Source organism: Hymenobacter lutimineralis, from assembly GCF_008271285.1.
GTDB lineage: Bacteria > Bacteroidota > Bacteroidia > Cytophagales > Hymenobacteraceae > Hymenobacter > Hymenobacter lutimineralis.
In genome coordinates this window covers 132,650-155,379 of record NZ_VTHL01000007.1, presented here as the reverse complement: position 1 = coordinate 155,379, position 22,730 = coordinate 132,650, and the positions used below count along the sequence as shown (strand labels likewise).

Sequence of the window (22,730 nt, the reverse complement as noted above, 5' to 3'; positions counted from 1 at the left end):
AAGAAATCCGGGCGGCAGTTAGCGCGGCCCGGCTCCGCTGCCGCGCAGCGCCGTTACGGGGTTGAGGCGGGCCATCTTCCAGGCTGGGTATACCCCACTCATCAGGCCAAAGACCAGCGTGAGGCCTAGCCCCGCCGCGAAGGCGCTCCAGCTCAGACCAAAGTGCGAATAGGCAATAAACTGCGACTCGTTGAGCAGGTATAGCACCACGGCAGCCAGGCCCAGGCCCAGCAAACCACCCAGCAGAGCCAGCACAATATTCTCAACCAGAAACTGGCCGACCAGCACCCGGCGCGAGGCCCCAAAAGCCTTGCGCACCCCAATTTCGCTGCTCCGCTCCAGAATGCGCGTCACGTTCAGGTTCACCAGGTTGAGGGCGGGCAGCAGCATAAACAGCAGGGCCAGGCCCGCACAAACACTCAGAAACAGCTCCATCCCATCCGAATCCTTTTCCTGGCTGTTCGTCAGCTGGCGCACTATGCTGGCCAGGGCCGGGTCGGCGTGGATGGACAGCTTATCGAAGCGCTTCGGGTCGGGTAAAGGTATACGTTTGGCTACCTGCTCAAACTCCTGGCGCATGGCTGGCACCTGACTGGCCGAGGGTGCCAGCAGAATGGCAATGAAGGCGCCCTCCAGGCGCTGGTCGCCGAACATTTCGTTGCTGAGCGTGTAGGGCACCCACACGTCGGAGCTGGAGTAGAGGCGCATCACGGGCACATCGGGCACCACGCCGGTGATGCGGTAGGTGTAGGGGCCGATTTCCAGGGTGCGGCCAGCCACGCCCTTCTCGGTGCCAAAGTAGGTGCGGGCCGTGTGCTGGTTAATCACGCACACGCGGCTGCGCTGGTTGGTTTCGGCCGCCGAAAAGGGCCGCCCATCCAGAAACTCAAAGTCCATGGCGCGCCAGAAGTTGGCATCGGTGTAGCGCACATCCAGGGTCAGGGTCTGGCCGTTGGCGAAGGAAGTGGCGGCGTTGGTCATGGAGGTCATGGCCACCAGCTCGGGCGTTTTCAGGGTGCGCACGTACTTATCGATAAAGTAGGCACTCACGGGCATGTTGTTGGAGCCCCCATCCTTGAACCGCTCCCGGAGGCTGTTGACGAAGGCCATCTGGTCGATGCGCTTCTCGGGGGCATGGGCGCCGTTAAAGTGGTCGACCACGGCCACCAGCACCAGCAGAATCATGAGGGTGAAGGAAATGCCAAACAAGCTGATGGCGGTGAAGAACTTGCGGCGCAGCAGCACCTTCCAGGCAATTTTCAGATAGCTAAGCAGCATAGCGAGAGTAGGTTTCGGGAGTGGAGGAAAGGGAAAGCGCCGCCACGCGGCGCTGGAGCAGGGTGCGGGCCTTGCTGAGCTGCGACTTGCTGGTGCCTTCCGAAATACCCAGCAGCGCGGCAATTTCGGGGTGGTTGTAGCCTTCCAGGGCAAACAGGTTGAACACGGTGCGGTAGCCGGCGGGCAGGGCCTGCACCAGGGCCAGCAGGTCGGCCGTGTGCAGGTCGGTTTCGGCCGCGGCGGGCAGGGCGGGCGCCAGACCGGGGCAGTCGTCGAAGGCCAGCAGCAGGGGCTCGTGGCGACCCAGCACGTTCAGGCACTCGCGCACCATGATGCGGCGCACCCAGCCTTCAAACGAGCCTTCGTGGCGGAAGCTGCCCAGGCCCCGGAACACCTTCACGAAGCCTGACATCATGGCCTCCTCGGCGTCGTCGGGGTTGCGCAGGTAGCGGCGGCAGGTGGTCAGCATCTTGGGGGCCAGTCGGTCGTAGAGCAGGCGCTGGGCGCGGGCCTCGCCCTGGCGGCAGGCCTCCAGCAGCGCGGTTTCGGAAGTCGTTTTCATAGCTGGGTTGTAGGTTGGAGTCGTTCGGGTGTTTTTAGCCCGCAGAGGGCACGGAAGCTGCCGCAGAAGGCGCAGAGGGCGGGTAAGTCACGGGAGTTGGCAGAACGTCAACCAAGACCCTAAGTCCCTAAGACCCTAAGACCCTTAATTCACCTGGCTGCCGTCGAAGAAGCGGATGATTCGCTCGGTTTTGAGGGCCTGCTGCTCGTCGTGGGTTACCATCACGATGGTGGTGTTGTCGCGGCGGTTCAGGGTGAGCAGCAAATCCATAATCTCCTCCCCCATCACCGAGTCGAGGTTGCCGGTGGGTTCGTCGGCCAGGATGATGTCGGGCTGGCCTACCAGGGCGCGGGCAATGGCTACGCGCTGGCGCTGCCCGCCCGAAAGCTGGCTGGGGAAGTGACTGGTGCGGGCATTGAGGCCTACCTTGTCGAGGGCGGCCAGGGCGCGCTGGCGCCGCTCCTTGCCCGATATGCCCTTGCGGTAGAGCAGCGGCAGCTCCACGTTGTCGAGCACCGAGAGGTCGTTGATGAGGTGGTAGCTCTGGAACACGAAGCCCAGGCGCTGATTGCGCAGGTCGGCCAGCTCCCGGTCGGAGTACGACGTTACGGCCCGCCCCGAGAGCGTCACGGTGCCGTGGGTGGGCTCGTCGAGCAGGCCCATGATGCTGAGCAGCGTGGACTTGCCGCAGCCCGAAGGACCCATGATGCTCACGAACTCGCCCCGGTTGATGGTCAGGTTCACGCGGTTCAAAGCCAGGGTTTCCACGGTGCTGGTCTGGTACACCTTTTCAATGTCGGTAAGCTGGATGATGGGTTGGGCGGTGGCGGGGGCGGCCTGGGCCGTCGTCAGCAGGTCGGGTTGGGCAGTTAGCGTGGGCATGGGGCTGGCAGTTTGTTTGGCGGAGAAAGAAGGTTGCTTGCGGTGGGCAGAAGGAGTGTCCGGTTTTGCGCTACCAGAGCCCTTCCTGCCTGGTAAGTAGCCAAGCCGCGTGCCATTTCGCTAACGCGCTGATTGTAAGATTATTCGTTCCCGAAACACAAAAGCAGGCACTCAAAATATTGTCCGAAACCGGACAGGGTGTTCGGAAACAGCCGGGCTGCTGCCCGGAAATAGCAAAGCCGGCTCCGCGTGGGGCCGGCTTCGGTTGCAACAGGTGGGGCAGGCGGAAGTGGGTGGCCGGTTAAGCCGAGAGGGTAGCGCGGTGGGCCGTTACGGCCGCAATGGCCGCGTCGAGGGTAGAAAGCTGGGCGTCTACCTGGTCGGCATCCACATCGGCCAGGTAGGCTTCAGCCCCGCTCACGGCCTCCATGCTCAGGGCCAGGCTGTCGCGGCGGGCAGTGGCGGCAATCAGGTTGCGGCGGGCCGTGGTCAGCTCCTGCTTGGTCAGGTCGGTGCGGGCTACGTCGGTGGTGTAGCGGGTCACGTCGTCGAGGGCCTTGGCGTGCTGGGCCGCCAGGGTGGTGGCCCGGTCGGAGGCCTGCGTTTCGGCGTACGACTGATTGTAGTCGCGGTGGGCATAGGTGGCTTTTTCCTTGCGCAGACTAGCCAGGGCGGCGTCGCAGTCGGCGTAGGTTTTGAGCACGGTTACATCAGCCATAAGCAATAAAGAAGTTAGAAGTGAAAAAATAAGCTAGACCTAAACATAGAAGTCCCACCATACAATAGCAACAGGCAGCGCCCCCGGCAGCCGCTATTTTTCTCAGCCGGTGGCCCCGGCCAGCAGGCCCCCCAGGGCGGCCGCCTCGGCCTCCAGGGCCAGGGCCCGCTGGTGGCGCAGGTGCCAGTGGGCCAGCACCTCCGGCTCCAGGGCCAGGGGCACCGTTTCCAGCCAGCTGTGCACGTAGCGCAGGCGCACTTCCTCCGGGGTGCGCGGGGCCGCACCCGCGGGCGGCGGGGGCGGCAGAGTGGCCCGCAGCCGGGGCAGGGCCGCCGCCCAGCGGGCGGCCACCGCTGCCTGTTCGGGCAAGTGGCGCAGCTGCCAGCGCATGTTGTGGGCCTCGTAGAGGCAGGTGCGGCGGCGGCGCTCCAGGGGGCCGGGCGCAAAGGGACCGGGCGGCGGGGTAGTGAGGGCGGCCGGCGCTTCGGGGACGGTTTCGGGGTCGGGGGCGGCCGGCGCGGGGGCTGCGGGGGCAGCTTCGGCGGCTTCCAGTATGGCCAGAAAGGGGGCCAGCCGCTCGTACACCTCGCGGGTAAGGGCGCGGGTGCCGCGTTCGAGCTGGTTGGTAGTAGAGGGGGCCAGGCCCAGCAGGGCGGCCAGCTCCTGCTGGCTCAGACCAAAATAGCGGCGGACCCGCGCCAAGCGCGAGTCGGAAAAAGCGGCGGGACGGGCCATAAGCAGCAGGCTTGCGAAGAATTCGGGGAAGGTAACCGGAATTCTTCGCAGGCCGCCGGGGCCGCCTGGCCTAGCGGCCTTCCACCAGGGCTATTTCCTCGGGCGTGAGCTGGTAGAGCTGGTACACCAGCTGGTCCAACTCGCGGTCCAGCGCGTGCAGGTGCTGGCGCTGCTGCGCCTGCTGCCGCTGGTGCGCCTCGAAGTGCCGCAGCCACTCGGCTTTTTCCTTCAGGGCCAGGGGGCGGCCCAGGCTTTTTTGCAGGGCCGTGCTCCAGGCTTTCCACTCTTGGGTGAGGGCCAGCTTGCCGGTGAGCGGGGCCGCGAGGCCCAGCTCGGCCCGCAGCAGGGTGCCGAAGTCGGCATCGGCCGCGTGCAGGGCGCGGTGGCCGCTCAGCAGCTGGTCGGCCAGGGTGATGAAGGGTTGTTGGTCCTCTGCCATTTTGATAGGCAGGGAAGCCAGCTCGTAGATTCTTATTTCCGGAAATGTCTTGTCTTGACGGTTGTACTTCTTGCGGAAGTAGTATGCCATTAGCGACGAGTTGAGGACGGTTAATAGAAACTTAGCATTTGCAGGTACATGAGCCTTAACAATATGCAAAAGCTGGCTGGTTACAAAATCCTCATCCGTATAACCTGATATTAATCGAGAACCAACAATTCTTCTGACTAATACCCGCTCACCTTCAAATAATGAAGCATCTCTCGGAGCAGCAAGGTTAGCACCATACTTCACCCACTTACCATCCCACTCCACTGAGAATTGATTCACATCCTTACCTGCCAAATATTTACGATATGTATCATCTACTTTTACATCAGACTCATAAATAGCATTCTTAGCATCTTCCGCACTCTGAGGTGGCGTACCCTTACCTGTCTCATAAAGCATAACGCCACGCTTAACAAGTGCCAAATCACCGACTAGAATAGCTGAAGACTCTATCTTTCTTCTTATTGACTCATCCCCTTCACGCAAATCAATATTGATAATACCTAACGAGTCAGCTCGCCACAAATCCTGTCGAATCGAATGCAAGAATACAATTTCCGAATTACGCAATCCACTCGGCACATAAATACCCGTCATCTGAGCATCAGCCGGAACACCCTTTTTAAGTGTAGCAATTATTGTTAACACAACCGCATCTTGAAACACATTATGTTTTGAATAATCAGTAATAGCCACCACTGCGGTATTAGCCAAAATATACCGCCGTAACTGAGCTGTCTTCTGATTATTCAGCCACGTATTCGGCGTAATGAAGGAAACATACCCTTCGCTGTTTGCCAGTTTGATTGCCCGCTCCCAGAAGGCCACATACATATCGAACTGGTATTCGATGGTTTCGTAGTTCCGCACGAAGTATTCCCCGTACAGCTTGGTGCCATCTTTCCAGTCACGGCCACCCAGATACGGCGGATTGCCCACCACCACGTCAAAGCCGCCGTCGGCGAAGACTTCGGGGAAGGCGGCGTGCCAGTCGAAGGCCCGGTCGCCGGCCACGGCGGGGTCGTGGATGAGGGAGTTGCCGCAGCGGATGCCGTGGTCGAGGGAGGTGAGGGGGCGGCCGGGGTTGGCGGTTTGCAGCCAGAGGCTGAGGCGGGTAATCTGAACGGACTCGGGGTTGAGGTCCACGCCGTAGAGGTTGTGCTGGAGGATGTGGCGGTCGAGGTCGAACACCTCAAACTGCCCGGCGCGCAGCTCGGCCAGGGCCTGGTTCACGGCCTCGCCCTCGCGCAGCAGGTACGTGAAGGCTTCGTTGAGGAAGGCCCCGGAGCCGCAGGCCGGGTCGAGCACCCGGATGCCGCGCAGGCGCTGCCCGTAGGCTTCCCAGGCATCGATATGTTTTTGGACGCGGGGCTCCGGTTTCAGCAGGCCCTTGCCGCCCTGCCGCACCCGGATGCTGGCCCGGTCGGCCTCGGTCAGGTCGGGCAGCGCCTCCAGGCCGGCCTCCTGGCGCCGCTCGCGCAGCCAGCCGCCCACGGCCTGCTCCACGATGTAGCGGGTGATGTAGTCGGGGGTGTAAAAGATGCCGTCCTGCTTGCGCTTGCCCTCTTTGGCGGCGGGCGGGGCCTGGCCCAGCAGGCGGGCGCGCTCGGCCTCCAGGTCGGCCAGGCTCTGCTCGAAGATGTGGCCCAGGATGTTCACGTTCAGCTCGGAGGCGAAGTCGTACTGCTCCAGGCTGATGACCGGGCCGAGGGTGCGGTCCTTGATGACGAGGGCATCCAGGGCCGCGTCGGGGGCGAAGAGGCCGCCGTTGAAGCGGTTGATGTTGGCCTGGGGGTTGCCCTCGTCGATGCTGCGGAACAGGCCGCGCACGGTGCGGTAAATCTTGTCGTCGGCGGGGTCGAACACGTTGGCCCGCACCGCGTCGAGCAGGCGCCGGAAGGTGAGGCGCGGAATGATGCCCTTGTCCTCGCAGAAGCACACGAAGATGACGCGGTCGAGCAGCTTCTGGGTGTGGCGCAGCAGGTCGAGCGGGTCCACGGCGGGGTTCTGCTCGATGAGGTGGTCGAGCAAATCGCGCCGGGCCTTGCGGTAGTCCTTGTAGAACTCCTTGCTGATGCGGGCCTCCTGCTCCTGGCGCTGGCGCAGGGCCTCATCGAGCGGGGCCTCGGGCTGGCCGGCGGCGGGCAGCAGCTGCGGGGCGCCCAGCAGGGCAAAGAAGCGGCGGAGGGCGGCCGGGTCGTCGGGCAGGGTGCGGAAGTCGAAGAGCTCGGCGCGGGTCTGGTCGTTGGCCGCGTACAGGCGCAGCTCCACGAAATTGCTCACGAGTACCCAGCGGCAGCTCGGCCCCATCTTGGAGGGGTAGCTGAAGGCCTGCTCCACCGGGGTTTCGGCGCGGCCTTTGGCCCCAAGCTTCTGCTTGGCGTCGAGGCGGGTGCGGGCGTCCTTCAGTTCGATGACGGCGCGGGTGGGGCCGCCCAGGGCGCCCTTGCCATCGGCCGCGAAGTGCCCCAGGGAGCCGTCGGGCTTGGTGCCGTCCACGGCGGTTTTCTGTTCGAGCAGCAGCTGACGGAAGTCGGTGCGCTCGTGCTCGTAGCCCAGCGCCTGCCCGAATATCAGGGTCAGGAACTCGGCCTGGAGGGCTTCCTCCTTCTGGCTGGTAACGTAGCCGGAGGCAATGCGCTGCTGCCAGCTGCGCAGCTTTTCGAGGCGGGTGGCAAAGTCGGGCAGCGCCTGGGCAGGCTGGTAGGTGGCGAGTGGGGCGGGCAGCGCGGCCGGCGCCGGGGCAAATAAGGATAGCATAGAGGGTAAATGTAGGGTAAATACCTTACCCCCGGCCCCCTCTCCTGGGGGAGAGGGAAGCCAGCCGCCCAAGGTTTGCTTGTGCAGGGGAAGCTAACTCGTGAAGGCTGTTGGCGAGGGTGAAATTCACGAGGCCAACCCTGCCCCGCCGTGGCTCCCCCTCCCCCTTTGCCCGGCTACCAGAAACCAGTGCCCCTACCCTTCCACCACCAGCGGCTGCTGCCGTTCGAAATCGTACAAGGTGAGGATGCGCAGCTGATAATAGGCCACCCAGCAGGCGCGCAGGGCAGCAATGTAGGCGCGCTTGGCACGGTCTTTCTCGCTCTGGGCAATGTTGAGGTCAGTAAGGGAAATGCGGCCGACCTGGTAGGTAGCCCGGCTGATAGCGTAGCGGCGCTGAGCCAGGGAATCGGCGCGGGAAGCCAGGGCGAGCTGCTGGTTGAGGGCCCCCAGCTGGGCGGCCTGGGCGCGCACCGTCTGCTCGAAGGTGAGCTGCTCCTGCTGCACTTGCTGCTGCACCTGCTGGCGGCTGAGCTCGGCGGTTTTCACGGCCGCGCGCGTCTTGCCCCAATCCACAATTGGCATGGAGAAGCCCAGGCGCACCTGCTGCTGGTCGTTGGGGTTCACGTAGCTGCGGCCCAGCTGATCGGCGCTGCTGGCCAATCCAAACCCGGCCGACAGGCTGGCCTGAAAGCCGGTGGTGCCTTTGGCCTGGGCCACGCCCCGGTCGGCTTCGAGCAGGCGCCGCTGAAACAGCAGGGTTTCGCGGCGGTAGCGGCGGGCCTGGGTGAGGGCGTCATCGGCCGAAACCTGCAGGGCGGGCAGCAGCGCTGGCACGGCCAGCGGCACAGCGGGGTCGAGGGTGAGGCCGGCGTAGCTGGTGAGCTGCACGGCAGCCTGGCGGGCCTCCACCCCGGCCTGAATTTCGGCCTGCTCGGCGCCGAGTAAGTTCAGCTCCAGCAATAGCAGGTCGTTTTCGGAAAGTCGGCCCAGCTTATACCGTTCCCGGCCCATGCGCAGCATGTCGGCGCTGGCCTGGCGGTTCTGGCGGGCCACATCGGCATTCACTTGCTGCAGCAGCACGTCGAAGTAAAGCTCCGTCACGCGCTGGGCAATGGTTTCCCGGTCCTGGGCATACTGGCGGCCCGATTCCTGGTAGCGCAGCGGCTCAATGCGCTTGTTCCAGCTCAGGGCGTTGAAGGCCCCAATGGGCTGCGAAAAGCCCAGGGCCACGGGGCTGCTGTTGTAGAGCCGCTGCTTGCCTTCAAGGTTATCGAAGCGCTGGAGCGTGGAGCCTACCGTGATTTTGCCGCCCGTGAAGCCAATGGCCTGGGTGGCGGTAGTAGCCAGGTACGACGTGTTGATGCGCACAGCCCGAAAATTCGTGGTACCATCGGGCTGGGTTACGGCCAGAATGGAGCGGCTGTAGTCGGGCAGTACGCCTTCCAGGGCCAGCTGGGGCTTGTAGTCGGCGCGGAAGGTACGGTACTGCCAGTAGCTGGTTTCGCGGGCCGTCACCGCCTGCTTGGCCACGGCCGACTGCGCCAGGGTGAGCTCAATGGCCTGGGGTAGTGTGAGGGCCGGGGCCTGGGCTGAGGCGCTGATGGCCGCGCCCAGCATCAAGCCCACAATAGCCAACAGCAGGCCCCAGAGACGTAGTACTTCCAGATAAAAGGCAGAGGTTTTCATAACTCAGAAAGGCAGAAGCAGCTTGGTTAGTTGTCAGTCGTTTGTTGTCCGCGGCCAGTAGTTACTTGACAGACAGCTCGTTTACTTGCTCGTAGTCCTTCATATCGGTCATAATCATTTCCTCGCCGGGGCGCAGGCCCTGCACCACCTGCACGTAGTCGAAGTTGGCGTCGCCGAAGCGCACGGTGCGGCGCACGGCGTTGCCATCCTGCAGCACAAACACCGACTGCTCCCGCCCACCCTGATAGAAGGGCCCGTTTTTCACGCGCGTCACCCGGGGGTGGGCCCGCGTGACCACGTACACCTCGGCACGCTGGTTGGCCCGCAGCACGGGGTGGTGGTTGTCGCGCAGCCGGGCGTAGAACGTCACCACGCCCTTTTCCACGGCCGGGCTGATGGAGGCAATGGAACCGGCCAGGTCGGTGCCGCCGAGGCGCACGCGCACGGCGTCGCCCACGTGCAGGGAGTCGGCGTAGGTATCGGCCACGGTGGCCCGCACCCGGAACGAGCTTAGGTCGGCCACGCGGGCCAGCACCTGGCCTTTGCTCACGGCCCCGCCTACATCCTCGCTCACCCAGGTGAGCACCCCGGCCTGGTCGGCGCTGATGGTGGCCTGCTGCAGCTCGCGGGCCAGCTCGGCAATGCTGCGCGCCTGGATCTGGCGGGTATAGCCCAGGCCCCGCTCATCGGCCTGGTTGGAGCGGCGCTGGTTGGCCATCTGGCGGCGCACTTTCTGCAACTCTAATTGGGCAATTTTCAGGTTGAGCTCGGCCTGGCGCACGTTTTCCTGGGTGCCCGAGCCAATGCCCAGCAGGTGCTGCTCGTCGCGCAGGGCCGACTGCAGGCTGCGGACCTTCTCCTGCTGCACCTGTTCCTGGGCTTCCAGGTCGTTGAGGGTGCGCTCCAGGGAAAGTTGCAGCACAGAGCTCTTGTTCTGGTTTTGCAACTGCTCATCCTGGAGCTTAGCCAGGTTGGAAGACGTCATTTCCTTGTCCAGCTCCACGATGGGCTGGCCGGGCTTCACCTCGTCGCCGGCCGTGAGCAGCACCCGCCGGATGGTCGACTGAATGGGGCTGGTCACCACTGCTTCCCGCGCCGGAATTACCACCCCCGAGGCCGTGATGGTAGCTTCCACGTCGCCGGTTTCGACGGTCGTGGTCAGCAGGTCGGCTTGGCTGATGCTGGGGCGCAGCACGTGGCGGAAAGCCCACAGCCCGCCGGCTACCAGCAGCAGCCCGGCCAGGGCCAGCAGCCAGCGCTGCCGCACGCGGCGGTGTTGGATAGCGGAGGAAATAGCTCTGTCCATTTTCGTTGGGTCGTGTAGTGGTTGTGCCCTACCCTAGCCAAGCGCAGTGCCAGGTTTACAACCCGCAATCCATCAATTATTTACCTCGATTTACTGCCCCGGCGCGGTTGAAAAAACTGTCCGGAACCGGACAGGGTGTTCGGATTTGCGGGGCCCGCCCGGCCCGGCCCGGGTGCCGGCGCGGGCCGGGGGCAAACATTTTTTCGGCCCCGGGCAACGGCTGCGCGGCTTCGGGCATCTGGGCCGGTATACCCTCCCCCACCGGGCCGTCCGGGGCGGGGCGCCGGGGCTGGTTGCGTGGGCCGGGCGCGTGGCAGCGCCGCCCCGGGCCGGCAGTTAGTGGGAGAATGTAAGGGCCCGCAAAAATATTTTCCGCAAGTACCTTGCGTTGCATAGTACCTTCTGTTACCTTTGGCTTATTGATTCGCTTACCACCCGGGGGTGCGGCCTTACCCGCCCCCCCGGCAGCCCCTCCCACCCTGCGCCAACCGGGCCAGGCAGTGCGGCGCCCCTGCCGGCAACCACCTGGTTGCGGCGGCGCCCCCGGGAAGCGGGCTCCCTGGCCCTCCTGCCCTGAGCCGGTAGGGCCCTGCCACCCACGCCTATCTTCCGGGCAACCCCCCTTTCCAACGGAGCCGCGGCCGTTGGGCTGGCCTTGCATTGCCTGTTTCGCTCTTCCAACCTCCCTTTTCCGATGAAAACTCAGCTACCACTCTACCGGACCCTGCGGGGCCTGGGCCTCCTCTTTATGTTCTTTCCCCTGGCCGCCGCCGCCCAGCAGGAGCCCACTGGCTCCGTCGGCGGCACCCTGCTCGACCAGAGCAACAAGCAGCCCGTGCCCTTCGCCAACGTGGTGGTGCTGCGCGCCCAGGATTCTACGTTTGTGGCGGGGGCCGAAACCGGCGAGAACGGCACTTTCCGGCTGGCGTCCCTGGGCCTGGGCAAGTATCTGGTGAAAACCTCGGCTATCGGCTACCAGCCCCTGCGCCGCAGCCTCACGCTCACCACGGCCGCGCCCGATGTGCAGCTGGGTTCTTTCTCGCTGACGCCCATTGCCACCCAGCTAAAAGGCGTGACGGTGACGGGCCAGAAAGAAACCGTGCAGAACGACCTGGGCAAGCGCGTCATCAACGTGGAGAAGGACCTGAGCAGCGTGGGCGGCACGGCCGTGAACGTGCTGCAGAACGTGCCCTCCGTGGCCGTAGACGCCAACGGCACCGTGAGCTTGCGCGGCTCCTCCAACCTCACCATTCTCATTGACGGCAAGCCCGCCGGCACCAGCAACGGGGGCCCGGGCCCCCGCCTCGACCAGCTGCCCGCCTCGCGCATTTCGCAGGTAGAGGTGATGACCAACCCCTCGGCCAAGTACGATGCCTCGGGCGCGGGCGTCATCAACATCATCACCAAAAAAGATAAGAAGGAAGGCACCAACGGCCAGATTGGGCTGGTAGCCGGCAACGGCCGCAAGTACGCGCCCACCCTGAGCCTGAGCCGCCGCCGGGGCAAGGCCACCTGGAACTTTGGCTACAACGGCCGCGACCAGCGCTTCACCGACAAGTCAAAAGGCGCCCAGACAGCTTACCTGGAGAATGGCGACGTTATCCAGACCACTCAGCAGGGCACGGGCATTGAGCGACGCATCAACCACTCCCTCAACCTGGGGATAGACTACGAACTTAGCGAGGAACAAAGCCTGAGCTTCAGCGTGTCGCCGTCGAAAGAGGGCGAGAAGAACTTCAACACCCAGACGCTGACTACCAAGCTTAACGGCGAAGCCAAGCCCGACCAGCTGGGCCAGCAAAAAGTAGACGTGGACGTGCGGGTGTGGAACGCCGATGCTTCTTACCGCCGCACCTGGGCCCAGCAGAAAGGCCGGGAGCTGACATCCAACGCCGGCTACGTAGTTATCGATGCCGACGTGCCCTTCACCCAGCAGCTGAGCAATGCCCCTACGCAACGGCAGCAGTTTGCAGTAGCAGCGCGCATTCTCTACGGCACCCTCGACTACACCCATCCACTGGCCGGTGACAAAGGCAAAATTGAAACCGGCCTGAAGCTGCAGATGACCGACAACGACGGCACCGCCGACTTATCCTCGGCCCCCGTCGACCGGCCTACCGACTTCCAGCCTGACGCGGCCCGGTCCGTGGCCTACGACATCCGGGAAGTGCTGCCGGCGGCCTACGTAACCTACCAGCGCACCCTGGGCCATAACTATAGCCTGCAGAGTGGCCTCCGGGCCGAATACACAAACCTGAGCGGCACCGTAAAAGGCGGCAGCGGCCGCGTGGGCCTCGATTACCTGAGCTTGTTTCCCTCGGCTACCCTGGCCAAGGAGTTGGGCAAGGAGCCGGGCCAGCAGCGCCTGCAGCTGAGCTATGCCCGCCGCATCGACCGGCCCAACTTTATGGAGCAGCTGCCCTTCCAGCTTTACCAGGATGCCCGTACCTACCGCCAAGGCAACCCAGGCCTCCGCGCCGAGTTCAGCCACAACGTGGAGCTGGGTCACCAGCTTAACCTGAGCGGGGGCGCTTCTATCACGGGTACGTTGTTTGGCCGCTTTTCGCAGAATGTGGTGCAGCGGGTACGGGAAATTGATACGGCGGCCACCCGCATCAACCAGGCCGGCATTGTGACGGCCGAAACCTACCGCAACTTCGGCAACACCACCAACCTGGGGGCCGAGGCTACCTGGAACCAGTCCCTCACCAAGTGGTGGCGAGTATCGGCTTCGGGATCCTTATACCGCAGCGAAGTGGCTTCCAACGGGCAGCAGGGCAACAACCGCCGCACTGTGGCGGGCACCATGCGCTTTAGCACCAACTTCACGCCCCGGCCTACCCTCGATGTGCAGCTCACCGGCTCCTGGCGCTCGGCTACGCTCACGGCGCAGGGCCGGCAGCTGGCCTACGGTGGCCTGGAAGTAGCCCTGCGTCAGCGCATGTTCCAGGACCGCGCAGCCCTCACGCTGCGGGTATCCGACATCTTCGATACGCAGGTGAGCCGCTCCGAAATCAACACCGAGGATCTGACGGTGCGCAACCGTTACAAAAATGAGACCCGCGTGGGGTGGCTGGGCTTCACCTGGTACATCGGCGCTACCAAGCCACCCAAGAAAATTGAAAGCCAGCCCCAGGGAGGTGGCGGCGGATTCGGGGGCTAGCACAGCTCCCGCCAGGCACAACGAAAAAGGCGTACTGAGTTGCTGCGTTGCGCTATTTCTTCTTGTGCTGTTATACTGCCGGTTTCCTTTGGAGGCCGGCAGTATTTTTTTCCGGGTTAAGGCAGCCAGCCGCTCGGAGGCCCGACTGGCTGAATGGAACTTCCTCCCCTTCTTGCTCGCAGTGCTTGCCTTCTCCCTGCTAGCTTTCGGAACACTGGAGCTATGCTTCAAGAAGGCTTGCCGGTTTGACGGCAAATGGGGCAGTGAAAAGGTACCCGTGGGCTTCTTTACCGGCTCCGTAGGCGGCTGCCTGGGGCTGCTACAAAGGGCACGCTGCCCGCCTGCTGGCAAAGTCTGTCGTGGGCGTTTCCGGTGCTGTATACCCGGCCCGGATAATGTTAGGCCTGTAGCTCTCTGGCTCACATCATCGTGCGGTTGACGCCGCTGGCACCACCCGGTACCTTTGTGCCACTATTTCAAGCTGAGTGCAACCCCTTCAGGAATCCTGAATTTTATATTGCCTGATGTGTTAGAAAAAAATGATAAGCTCTAGGCAACCCTCGGGTAAGAACGCCCATCTAATGGAGTAACAAAGCACTTCGTAGTAGGCACTTATCCGTATTACCCCGCTTCGTTTCCCTTCCGCTTCTTCTTGATTCCAGCGCTTTTTTGACTGCAACGGGTAGACAACAGAGCGAGAAAAACACAAACAAAAAATATTTTTCAAAGGTACCTTGCAAAGCATAGTAGTAAGTATTACCTTTGTTCTGTTCCTTCTACTCTATCACGCGAAAGTCCTTTTCAAATGGGTAGAGTAACCGGCCTCCGGTTTTCGTTCGGCACCCAGCATCAGCCCTGCCGACTTGCCTTTTACTTTCTCTTCGGGCTCAGGAAGCCACTGCTGCAGAACCGCGGCTGCCCAGTTCCTTCCTCGCCCACTCCGCCTTCTCTTTTGTCTTTCTGAGCTATGAAAACTTTCGCCTTCAACCGCATCCTCCTGGGTTTCACCTTCGTTTTGGCCGGCCTGCAACTCTCCGCCAGCACTTTTTACAACGGCACCGTTACGGGCACCCTGCGCGACGGGGAAACCAATGAGCCCATCCCCAGCGCTACCGTAGCCATTCTGCGCGCCACCGACAATGCCGTTATCCGCACGGTCACCACCCGCGCCGATGGTTCCTTCCAAGTGGGCAAAGTACCTTTCGGTAAGTACAAGCTCGCAACCACGGTGCTGGGCTTCCGCCCTCAGCAGCCCCGTATCACGGTCAATGGCGTCCAGACCCGCATTGCCGTGGGCACCGTCTCGCTGCAGCCTATTAAGGCCGCTAGCATAAAAGCTACTGCGGCGGCTTGCACTGCTCAGCCCCAAGGCTAGTAAACAAATACCGCCGCACAACACCCTGCCTCTTTTCGCTTACGATTCTGGTGGTAGCTATGCACCAGAAAGAAACCGCTCGACGAACTGCTCTCCCCGGAGGCAGCCAGTCGGGCGGTGCGCGTTTTATCCCCAGACTATTATCATACCCCAATACCTGTTATTGAATTATTTCATTATAAACTATTGTCAACCAATAAAATTTTGTTCTAATAATTAAGGAAGTATATTTTTATTTATTATTTGTAAATCACATATTTACACCTAATTACTGCTCAGCTAAGAGCAAATTATTCGATTTAAGCACCTTTTAGCGGGTGTTACTTTTCCTGAGTGCTTGGCGTTAAAGGCTCATGATGGATGTGTACCGTGAGCAATTACCGGATAGTTATCTGCTGATTGTGGCCCCGGAGTTCGACCCCAACGACCAGCACAAGCTTGCCAGGGGCCTGCACCGGGCCAGCCGCAGCGAAAAGCGCCTGATTTGCGTGGACTGCAGCTTGCTGACCGAGCTGCCCGAGGATGCTATTGACTTGCTCCTAGCGTACGATTTCACCCTGCGCTGCCAGCACCGCCAGCTTGTGCTCTGTCACTTACCCCAGTCAGCCACGGCCCGGTTTGCACAATTGCCCGCAGACGAAGCACCTTTAGTACTGCCTTCCTTGCTGGATGCTCACCGCCTGCTGCAGCGGGAAGGCTAGGTCCCAGCAACCACATCCTATTTAGGAGCAAGGCTATCCGAGTGCCGGGAAGTGTGAGTACCTTCGCGCCCATATTTTTGGCATTCGATGAGCGTTCAGAAACCCAGCATCCCGCAAGGTACCCGCGACTTTGGCCCGGCCGTAGTGGCCCGCCGCAACTACATTTTTGGCGTAATTCGCCGCGTGTTCGAGAAGTTTGGCTACGCCCCGCTCGAAACGCCGACCATGGAAAACCTGTCGGTGCTGACCGGCAAATATGGCGAAGAGGGTGACCAGCTCCTGTTCAAAGTCCTGAACTCGGGTGATTTCCTGACCAAGAAGAACGCCGCCGTTACGGCCGAAGACCTGGAGGCCGGCTCCAGAAAAGTGTTGCCTAAGATTGCCGAAAAAGGCCTGCGTTACGACCTCACGGTGCCTTTCGCCCGCTACGTGGTGATGAACCGCGGCACGCTCACGTTCCCCTTCAAGCGCTACCAGATTCAGCCCGTGTGGCGCGCCGACCGCCCGCAGCGGGGCCGCTACCGCGAGTTTTACCAGTGCGACGCCGACGTGGTAGGTACCGATTCCTTGCTCTGCGAAGCCGAAATTGTGCTGATGATGTCGGAAGTACTGAACACGCTGGGACTTACGGAGCACACGATTAAAATCAATCACCGCCGTGTATTGGGCACTTTCTACCAGGCCCTGGGCGGCGAAGGCACGGAAGTAGACCTGTTCACGGCCATCGACAAGCTCGACAAGATTGGGCAGGACGGCGTAACGCGGGAGCTGCTTGAGCGTGGCTTTTCGGAGGCTTCCGTAGCGCGGCTTTTCGAGTTGCTGAGCGTGCAAGGCTCCTTTGCCGAGAAGCTTCAGCAGCTGCAAAGCGCCTTTGCGGCCGCGCAGGTGCCTACCGAAGCCGATGGCAGCTACAAAGGCCTGCAGGAGTTAGGCCAGGTGCAGCAACTGCTCCAGGACTTCGGCTTCACCCACTTCGACCACCTCGAGTTTGACCCCACACTGGCCCGCGGCCTCTCCTACTATACAGGCTGCATTTTCGAAATCAAGATCAACAACGTAAACATGGGCAGCGTGAGCGGGGGCGGCCGCTACGACAACCTCACGGGGGCTTTCGGGCTGCCGGGCGTGTCGGGCGTGGGCTTCTCTTTCGGGGTAGACCGCCTCTACGACTGCCTAGAAGAGCTCAACCTGTTCCCCGAGGCCGTGGCCACCACCACGCGCTGCCTGCTGGCCTCCTTCGACCTGGAAAACAGCCGCCAGCTACTACCCATTCTGCGCCAACTGCGGGAGGCGGGAGTGGCCGCCGAGCTTTACCCCGACGAAGCCAAGCTAGGCAAGCAGTTTAAGTATGCCGACGCCAAAGGTATTCCTTATGTGCTGCTGCAGGGCCCCGAGGAACAAGCAGCCGGCCAATTCAAGCTCAAGGAGCTAAGTACCGGGCAAGAGCAGTTACTGGGGTGGAATGCGGTGTTGGACGCCCTGACGAAATAGCTACACCAGCTACAATTCAACTGAGGCGCTAACGCTCGGGGGCAACACTCTTTCTCCGAGAAACGGCTGCCCTACTTCCTGAACCCGGACTTGCCAGGATGGTGCGAGTCCGGGTTTGTTTTGGCAATTTTGGGCCCTTCCCGCTTTCCCACCCACCCATGTCCGCCAATCACGCTCTTAGCCCCAGCACGCACCTCACCCTTGCGGCGCTGCAGCAGCTGCTCACCGAAAACAACCGTGTCGCCCTGGCTCCTGAGGCCGAGGAGCGCATCCTCGCCTGCCACCGCTACCTCCACGACCGACTGGAGCAGTCCGACGCCCCGATTTACGGCATCAACACGGGCTTCGGAGCCCTCTGCAATACCAGTATTGCGCCGGCCGAGCGGGCCCAACTGCAGGTGAACCTGATGATGTCGCACGCCTGCGGGACCGGCGAGACGGTGCCCGCGGAGCTGGTGAAACTGATGTTGCTGCTGAAAGCGCGCAGCCTTAGCTACGGCCACAGCGGGGTGCAGCTCAGCACGGTCCAGCGCCTGCTCGACTTCTACAACCGCGACATTCTGCCCGTTGTCTACCAGCAAGGCTCTTTGGGAGCCAGCGGCGACCTGGCGCCGCTGGCTCACCTGTGTTTGCCCCTGCTGGGCCTGGGCAACGTGCAGTACCAGGGCTACGACCTGAAGGCCACCGACGTCCTCCACCTGTTCAGCTGGCAGCCCCTACAGCTCGAAGCCAAGGAAGGCCTAGCCTTACTGAATGGCACGCAGTTCATGTTGGCCTACGGCGTGCACTGCACCTTGCGCGCCCAGCGCCTCACGCTGGCCGCCGATGTCATCGGCGCGTTATCGTTGGAAGCCTTTGATGGCCGCCCGGAGCCCTTTGACGAGCGGCTGCACCAGATCCGGCCGCACGCCGGGCAGCTGGCCGTAGCCGCCCACTTGCGGGAGCTGCTGGCCGGGAGCGAGCTGCAGGCCCAGCCCAAAACGGCCGTGCAGGACCCCTACTCCTTCCGCTGCCAGCCCCAGGTACACGGTGCTTCCCGCGATGCGCTGACTTACGTGGCGCAGGTATTGGAAACGGAAGTAAATGCCGTGACCGACAACCCGAATATTTTCCCGGAGGACGACGCCATCTTATCGGGCGGCAATTTCCACGGGCAGCCGCTGGCCCTGGCGCTGGACTTCCTGGCCATTGCGGTGGCCGAGCTAGGATCTATATCGGAGCGCCGCACCTACCAGCTGGTTTCGGGGCAGCGGGGCTTGCCGCCATTCCTGGTAGCCGAGCCCGGGCTCAACTCGGGTTTTATGATTCCGCAGTACACCGCCGCCGGCATCGTGAGCCAGAGCAAGCAGCTCTGCACGCCGGCTTCGGTGGATAGCATTGTGAGCAGCAACGGGCAGGAAGACCACGTGAGCATGGGCGCCAACGCCGCCACTAAGGCGCTGCGGGTGGTGCAGAACACGGAGCAGGTGCTGGGTATTGAGCTGATGAACGCCGTGCAGGCCCTGGATTTCCGCCGCCCGGCCCGCACCTCCGCCCGCCTCGAACAGGTAATAGCGGATTTTCGCCAGCGCGTGGGTTTCGTCAGCCAGGACCGGATGCTTTACCCCGACCTGCACGCCGCCGCCGAGTTCGTGCGTACCTACCACTGGCAATAACTCCCCGCCCCGGTCCCCGCGGAGCGTCCAGTCCGGGAAAGGGCTGGACGTTCTGATTTTCCATCAGCCCGATTATTTTACTTGCGCCAAAAGCTTTTGCCGGCATTTGCCGTTTAGTAAGCATGGTTTTCCTCTTTTAACGGCTTTTCTACTTGCGGCTGCGGGCATTTTTTCTTCTGGTTCTACTGCTTTCCCTGGTAAGCACGCGTGGGGTGGCCCAGTGCCAGAACACGCCCAACTCCGGGGCTTGCTTTAAAGTATATGATGCCGCAACCCGCCAGGAAGTGACGGCACTCTGCGCGGGCCAGCGTTTCCGGCTGCGCGATTGTAGCGGCCGCCCCCTCGACCCCGAGAAAGTTTATTACCAGCTCGGCACGGCCACGCTCTGCACGGGGTTTCAGCCGGGGGATACGCTTACCACCCGCACGGCCCCCGCTACGGCAGGGCAGCTCGTCATTACCCAGAACACCAACTCCAGTGCCGGCACCGGCATCATCTTTTCCCGCACATTTACCGTCTACGCCACGCCGGCCCCAACCTTCACGGTACAAGCCTGCGCCCCGGGTACCGTGCAGGTTGCGCTGACTGACCGCACCTACGACCGATTTACGGTGCAAATAGGCGCTGACCCGGCCCAGAACGTTGCGGCCGGCACTACGGCCAACTACCCCGTGCCGGCCGGGTCCAGCAGCGTAACGGTGCGGGGCAGCTACGCCGTGACGGGGCTTTGCATGGGCACCGCTACCCAGCCTCTGCCCACATTACCGGCACCGGTAGCTCCTCAACTCACCAGTCTCACGGGATTGAACGCGGGCGTGCAGTTCACTTTTGCCGGCCTGCAAAACCAGTATCAGTACGTTTTGGAAGTGGCCGATGCTGCACAGCCGGGAGGTTTTCGGCAGGTGGCCAAAGTACCGGCCAGTACCACCACGTACGTGGCACCATCGGCCCCGGCCAGCGGCTGTTTCCGGCTTCGGCTGACGGATGCCTGTGCGTCGGTAGGCGCGAAATACGTATCGGCCACGGGTTGTGCCGTGCAGCTGGCAGCCAGTGCAGCAGCCGGCCGCAACGAGCTGCGCTGGACTACTGGCGGCGCCCCTGCCAGCTTCCAGATCAGCCGAAACGGCCAACTCATTACCCAACTCAACGGCTCGGCCACTAATTATGTCGATGCTGACGTCTTGTGCGGTTCCGACTACACGTACCGGGTGGTAGCCATTACGGGGGCTGTCACTGCCACTTCTAATGAAGTGAGCGTGCGGGCCGTAACTGGGTCGCCACCGCCCAAACCCACGCTTACGGCCAGCTTCGATCTGCGCAACCGGGTTGTGCTCACGGCCTCACCTTCACCCGCTGGAAGCCAGGCCACCTTCCGCCGGGAGCAGAATACGACCACCGTAGAGCTGGGAACTGCCCCGGCCACGCTCCGCGACTCCACACTTGCTCTCTCCACGGAGCAGCCTGCGTGCTACACCGCGCTGCTACGCGACGCCTGCGGGCAGACCTCGGCCCCCAGTGCCGCTGCCTGTCCCGTTATCCTAACTGCTCTGGAGCAGGAAGCAGCCGGCCAGTATGCCGTGGCGCTGCGCTGGACCGCCTTGGACGGTGGCCGCACGGGTGCCCGCTATCAGCTGCTGCTGCTGGCTTCTGATGGACAAGTATTGCGTAGTCAGCCCGTCAATGGGCTGGAAGTGCTGGACCTAGCACCCCCGGCCGACCGGCAGGTGTTGCGTTACCGCGTGGAAGCTACCACCAGCGCGGGCGTGGTCAGCTACTCCAACGTGGTGCAGATAGTGCGGCGCGTGCGCGTGACCGTGCCCACTGCCTTCACCCCGAACGGGGACGGCCTGAACGACGTGCTGGAAGTGAAAGGGCAGTTCCTGACCAAGTACCTGTTCATTCTGCGGGACCGAAACGGCCAGGAAGTATTTCGGGGCACCAGCCGCCAGGATAAGTGGGACGGCCGCATCCGGGGGGCTGCTCCGGTGCCGGGCGTGTACGTGTACCGGTTTGAGACTACCGATGAAACCGGCCAGCCAGTTGTGCAGAACGGCTCCGTGACGCTGTTGCGTTAAAAAAGTCCCGCCTATGCCGCGTTGCGTACCTTTGCCCGCCCTCTAACGGCAAGCCCTAGTTTACTTGCTTCAAGCAACTCTGGGCAGCCTGCAGGCATCTACCTTTTTACCACTTACTTAACCAGACGAGACTATGTTTGACATGATGGGCATGATGGGCAAGGTGAAAGAGCTTCAGGAAAAAATGAAGCAAGCCCAGGACGAACTACAATACCTGACCGCCACGGCCGAAGCCGGCGGGGGCTTGGTGAAAGCCACGGCCAACGGGCAGCGCCGTCTGCTCAAGCTGGATATTGACGAAAGCCTGCTCACGGGCCAGGACCGCGAAATGCTGGCCGACCTGGTAGTAGCGGCAGTAAACAAAGTGTTGCAGGACGTGGGCGAGCAGGCAAAGGAAGAACTCAAGCGCAAGACCTCCGGCCTACTGCCCAACGTGCCGGGCCTCGATTTCGGTAGCCTTGGCATCTAGTCCGTTGCCGCCCGGCGGCTCCTGCGCCGATGTGGCCGTGGTAATTCTGAACTGGAATGGCCAGCATTGGCTGGAACAGTTCTTACCTGACGTGCTAGCCCACGCCGACGGGGCCCGCATCGTAGTGGCCGACAACGCCTCCTCCGATACCTCGGTGGCGTGGCTGCACCAGCATTTTCCATCGGTGCAGGTGCTGGTGCATGCCCAAAACCTCGGGTTTTGCGAGGGGTACAACCACGCCCTGCGTCAGCTGGATTTCCGCTATTACGTGCTACTCAACTCCGACGTGCAGGTAACGCCCGGCTGGTTGCGCCCCCTCCGGGAGTTACTGGAAAGCAACGCTACCATAGCGGCCTGCCAGCCCAAAATCCGCTCGTATCACCAGCCAGCGGAGTTTGAGTATGCCGGAGCCGGGGGCGGCTACCTCGACAAGTTTGGATACCCGTTTTGCCGGGGCCGCCTCTTCGATACCCTGGAAACCGACCACGGGCAGTACGATGACAGTCGGCCCGTGGCTTGGGCCACCGGGGCGTGCTTATTGGTGCGGGCCAATGCCTGGCAGGCGCTGGGCGGGCTGGAACCGGAGTTCTTTGCCCACATGGAGGAAATTGACTTGTGCTGGCGTCTCCAGAACGCGGGGCACAGCATCTGGTACTGCGGGCAAAGCACCGTGTATCATGTGGGGGGCGGCACACTGGCAAAGTCGAACCCGCGCAAAACCTACCTCAACTTCCGAAATGGCCTAGCCCTGGTGTACAAAAACTCGGCGCCGCGCGACGTTTTTAGTGTTGTGGCCACCCGCTTGGTGCTGGACTGGGTGGCCGCGCTGCGCTTTCTGCTGCAGGGCGCTACCCCCGATGCCAAGGCCATTATGCGCGCCCACCGCCACGTGTGGCAGCAACGAGCTTACTGGAAACAGCAACGCAAGCTAAGCCGCCCGCACCTGACGGTAGCGCAGCGCGCCGGCACATATGCGGGAAGCTTGGTTTGGGCCTATTTTGCCCGTGGGCGCCGCACGTTTCCGGAACTACAAATCCCAGACGGTGCTGCGCTGCCGGCGCATGGCCCGGCGCACGTTCAGCCAGAAGGCCAGCGCAAAGTATAGCACGATGGGCGACCCAAAGGTGAAGAAGGAAGCATACACGAACGACAGGCGCACGCTGCTCGTTGAGAAGCCCAGCCGTTGCCCCAGCGTGTTGCACACCCCAAAGCTCTGTTTCTCAATAAAGTCGGTTAGTCGTTTCATAGCTCTTTTCTGTTCCTACCGCCACTGCCGGCCCACCTTGTGTAAATTATGTTACTTCCCCCTAACACACAAGACTTTCTTCACTTATTCGGCTCAAGTTACGTCTCTCTACGGCAGTTTTTCGTTTGAGGTCCG

Annotated in this window: 17 protein-coding genes; 8 read left to right on the top strand and 9 right to left on the bottom strand. The window is 62.3% G+C overall.

The annotated features are described in order from the left end of the window. Window positions 1-18: 18 nt before the first annotated feature. From FY528_RS08925 to FY528_RS08890, 8 genes are all read right to left on the bottom strand, one after another. The gene (locus FY528_RS08925; RefSeq protein WP_149070651.1) at window positions 19-1,278 is read right to left on the bottom strand and encodes an ABC transporter permease; all 1,260 of its coding nucleotides are present in this window, start codon (window positions 1,276-1,278) and stop codon (window positions 19-21) included. Beyond that, window positions 1,268-1,840 (bottom strand): RNA polymerase sigma factor, encoded by a 573-nt coding sequence (locus FY528_RS08920; RefSeq protein WP_149070650.1) that lies wholly within the window; start codon window positions 1,838-1,840, stop codon window positions 1,268-1,270. Before FY528_RS08920 ends, FY528_RS08925 begins: the two co-directional genes overlap by 11 nt. Window positions 1,841-1,984: 144 nt before the next feature. Next, a complete protein-coding gene (locus tag FY528_RS08915) occupies window positions 1,985-2,653 on the bottom strand; it encodes an ABC transporter ATP-binding protein (RefSeq protein WP_149070686.1) in 669 nt (222 codons plus the stop codon). A gap of 370 nt (window positions 2,654-3,023) precedes the next feature. After that, complete coding sequence (locus tag FY528_RS08910) at window positions 3,024-3,440, bottom strand: hypothetical protein (protein ID WP_149070649.1); 417 nt, start codon at window positions 3,438-3,440, stop codon at window positions 3,024-3,026. A 102-nt stretch (window positions 3,441-3,542) separates the two neighbouring features. Then, entirely contained in the window at window positions 3,543-4,175 is a 633-nt protein-coding gene (locus FY528_RS08905) for a helix-turn-helix domain-containing protein (protein WP_149070648.1), read from the bottom strand. Between the two features lie 70 nt (window positions 4,176-4,245). Then, the gene (locus tag FY528_RS08900) at window positions 4,246-7,425 is read right to left on the bottom strand and encodes an Eco57I restriction-modification methylase domain-containing protein (protein WP_149070647.1); all 3,180 of its coding nucleotides are present in this window, start codon (window positions 7,423-7,425) and stop codon (window positions 4,246-4,248) included. Window positions 7,426-7,620: 195 nt separating this feature from the next. Then, complete coding sequence (locus tag FY528_RS08895) at window positions 7,621-9,114, bottom strand: TolC family protein (protein ID WP_149070646.1); 1,494 nt, start codon at window positions 9,112-9,114, stop codon at window positions 7,621-7,623. Window positions 9,115-9,175: 61 nt separating this feature from the next. After that, window positions 9,176-10,420, bottom strand: coding sequence for an efflux RND transporter periplasmic adaptor subunit (locus FY528_RS08890; protein ID WP_149070645.1), 1,245 nt, complete (start codon window positions 10,418-10,420; stop codon window positions 9,176-9,178). A gap of 694 nt (window positions 10,421-11,114) precedes the next feature. Between FY528_RS08890 and FY528_RS08885 the strand changes: the two genes are divergently transcribed. The 8 genes from FY528_RS08885 (at window position 11,115) to FY528_RS08850 (ending at window position 22,454) form a co-directional block, all read left to right on the top strand. Further along, window positions 11,115-13,583, top strand: a complete 2,469-nt coding sequence (locus tag FY528_RS08885; protein ID WP_149070644.1) for a TonB-dependent receptor — start codon at window positions 11,115-11,117, stop codon at window positions 13,581-13,583. Between the two features lie 967 nt (window positions 13,584-14,550). Then, window positions 14,551-14,958: a carboxypeptidase regulatory-like domain-containing protein gene (locus FY528_RS08880; RefSeq protein WP_149070643.1), complete on the top strand. Its 408-nt coding sequence runs from the start codon at window positions 14,551-14,553 to the stop codon at window positions 14,956-14,958. Window positions 14,959-15,311: 353 nt separating this feature from the next. Further along, on the top strand, window positions 15,312-15,659 hold the full coding sequence (locus tag FY528_RS08875; protein WP_149070642.1) for a hypothetical protein: 348 nt from the start codon (window positions 15,312-15,314) through the stop codon (window positions 15,657-15,659). Window positions 15,660-15,746: 87 nt separating this feature from the next. Further along, window positions 15,747-17,150: a histidine--tRNA ligase gene (hisS, locus tag FY528_RS08870; RefSeq protein ID WP_149070641.1), complete on the top strand. Its 1,404-nt coding sequence runs from the start codon at window positions 15,747-15,749 to the stop codon at window positions 17,148-17,150. 158 nt (window positions 17,151-17,308) lie between these two features. Further along, entirely contained in the window at window positions 17,309-18,805 is a 1,497-nt protein-coding gene (hutH, locus tag FY528_RS08865; protein ID WP_149070640.1) for a histidine ammonia-lyase, read from the top strand. 152 nt (window positions 18,806-18,957) lie between these two features. Beyond that, window positions 18,958-20,880, top strand: a complete 1,923-nt coding sequence (locus FY528_RS08860; RefSeq protein WP_149070639.1) for a T9SS type B sorting domain-containing protein — start codon at window positions 18,958-18,960, stop codon at window positions 20,878-20,880. Window positions 20,881-21,013: 133 nt separating this feature from the next. Next, the gene (locus FY528_RS08855; protein ID WP_149070638.1) at window positions 21,014-21,349 is read left to right on the top strand and encodes a YbaB/EbfC family nucleoid-associated protein; all 336 of its coding nucleotides are present in this window, start codon (window positions 21,014-21,016) and stop codon (window positions 21,347-21,349) included. Next, window positions 21,339-22,454 (top strand): glycosyltransferase family 2 protein, encoded by a 1,116-nt coding sequence (locus FY528_RS08850; RefSeq protein WP_262383953.1) that lies wholly within the window; start codon window positions 21,339-21,341, stop codon window positions 22,452-22,454. Before FY528_RS08855 ends, FY528_RS08850 begins: the two co-directional genes overlap by 11 nt. Here the strand turns inward: FY528_RS08850 and FY528_RS08845 are convergent. Next, window positions 22,377-22,595 (bottom strand): PspC domain-containing protein, encoded by a 219-nt coding sequence (locus tag FY528_RS08845; RefSeq protein WP_149070637.1) that lies wholly within the window; start codon window positions 22,593-22,595, stop codon window positions 22,377-22,379. The two genes, FY528_RS08850 and FY528_RS08845, sit on opposite strands and share 78 nt — an antisense overlap. Window positions 22,596-22,730 lie beyond the last annotated feature (135 nt).

Bases quoted from the DNA above. Each gene is read 5' to 3' on its own strand.
- FY528_RS08885 (WP_149070644.1), top strand. From the start codon at position 11,115: ATGAAAACTCAGCTACCACTCTACCGGACCCTGCGGGGCCTGGGCCTC.
- FY528_RS08910 (WP_149070649.1), bottom strand. From the start codon at position 3,440: ATGGCTGATGTAACCGTGCTCAAAACCTACGCCGACTGCGACGCCGCC.
- hisS (WP_149070641.1), top strand. From the start codon at position 15,747: ATGAGCGTTCAGAAACCCAGCATCCCGCAAGGTACCCGCGACTTTGGC.
- FY528_RS08875 (WP_149070642.1), top strand. From the start codon at position 15,312: ATGATGGATGTGTACCGTGAGCAATTACCGGATAGTTATCTGCTGATT.
- FY528_RS08920 (WP_149070650.1), bottom strand. From the start codon at position 1,840: ATGAAAACGACTTCCGAAACCGCGCTGCTGGAGGCCTGCCGCCAGGGC.
- FY528_RS08895 (WP_149070646.1), bottom strand. From the start codon at position 9,114: ATGAAAACCTCTGCCTTTTATCTGGAAGTACTACGTCTCTGGGGCCTG.
- FY528_RS08905 (WP_149070648.1), bottom strand. From the start codon at position 4,175: ATGGCCCGTCCCGCCGCTTTTTCCGACTCGCGCTTGGCGCGGGTCCGC.
- FY528_RS08845 (WP_149070637.1), bottom strand. From the start codon at position 22,595: ATGAAACGACTAACCGACTTTATTGAGAAACAGAGCTTTGGGGTGTGC.
- FY528_RS08855 (WP_149070638.1), top strand. From the start codon at position 21,014: ATGTTTGACATGATGGGCATGATGGGCAAGGTGAAAGAGCTTCAGGAA.
- hutH (WP_149070640.1), top strand. From the start codon at position 17,309: ATGTCCGCCAATCACGCTCTTAGCCCCAGCACGCACCTCACCCTTGCG.
- FY528_RS08890 (WP_149070645.1), bottom strand. From the start codon at position 10,420: ATGGACAGAGCTATTTCCTCCGCTATCCAACACCGCCGCGTGCGGCAG.
- FY528_RS08900 (WP_149070647.1), bottom strand. From the start codon at position 7,425: ATGCTATCCTTATTTGCCCCGGCGCCGGCCGCGCTGCCCGCCCCACTC.
- FY528_RS08880 (WP_149070643.1), top strand. From the start codon at position 14,551: ATGAAAACTTTCGCCTTCAACCGCATCCTCCTGGGTTTCACCTTCGTT.
- FY528_RS08925 (WP_149070651.1), bottom strand. From the start codon at position 1,278: ATGCTGCTTAGCTATCTGAAAATTGCCTGGAAGGTGCTGCTGCGCCGC.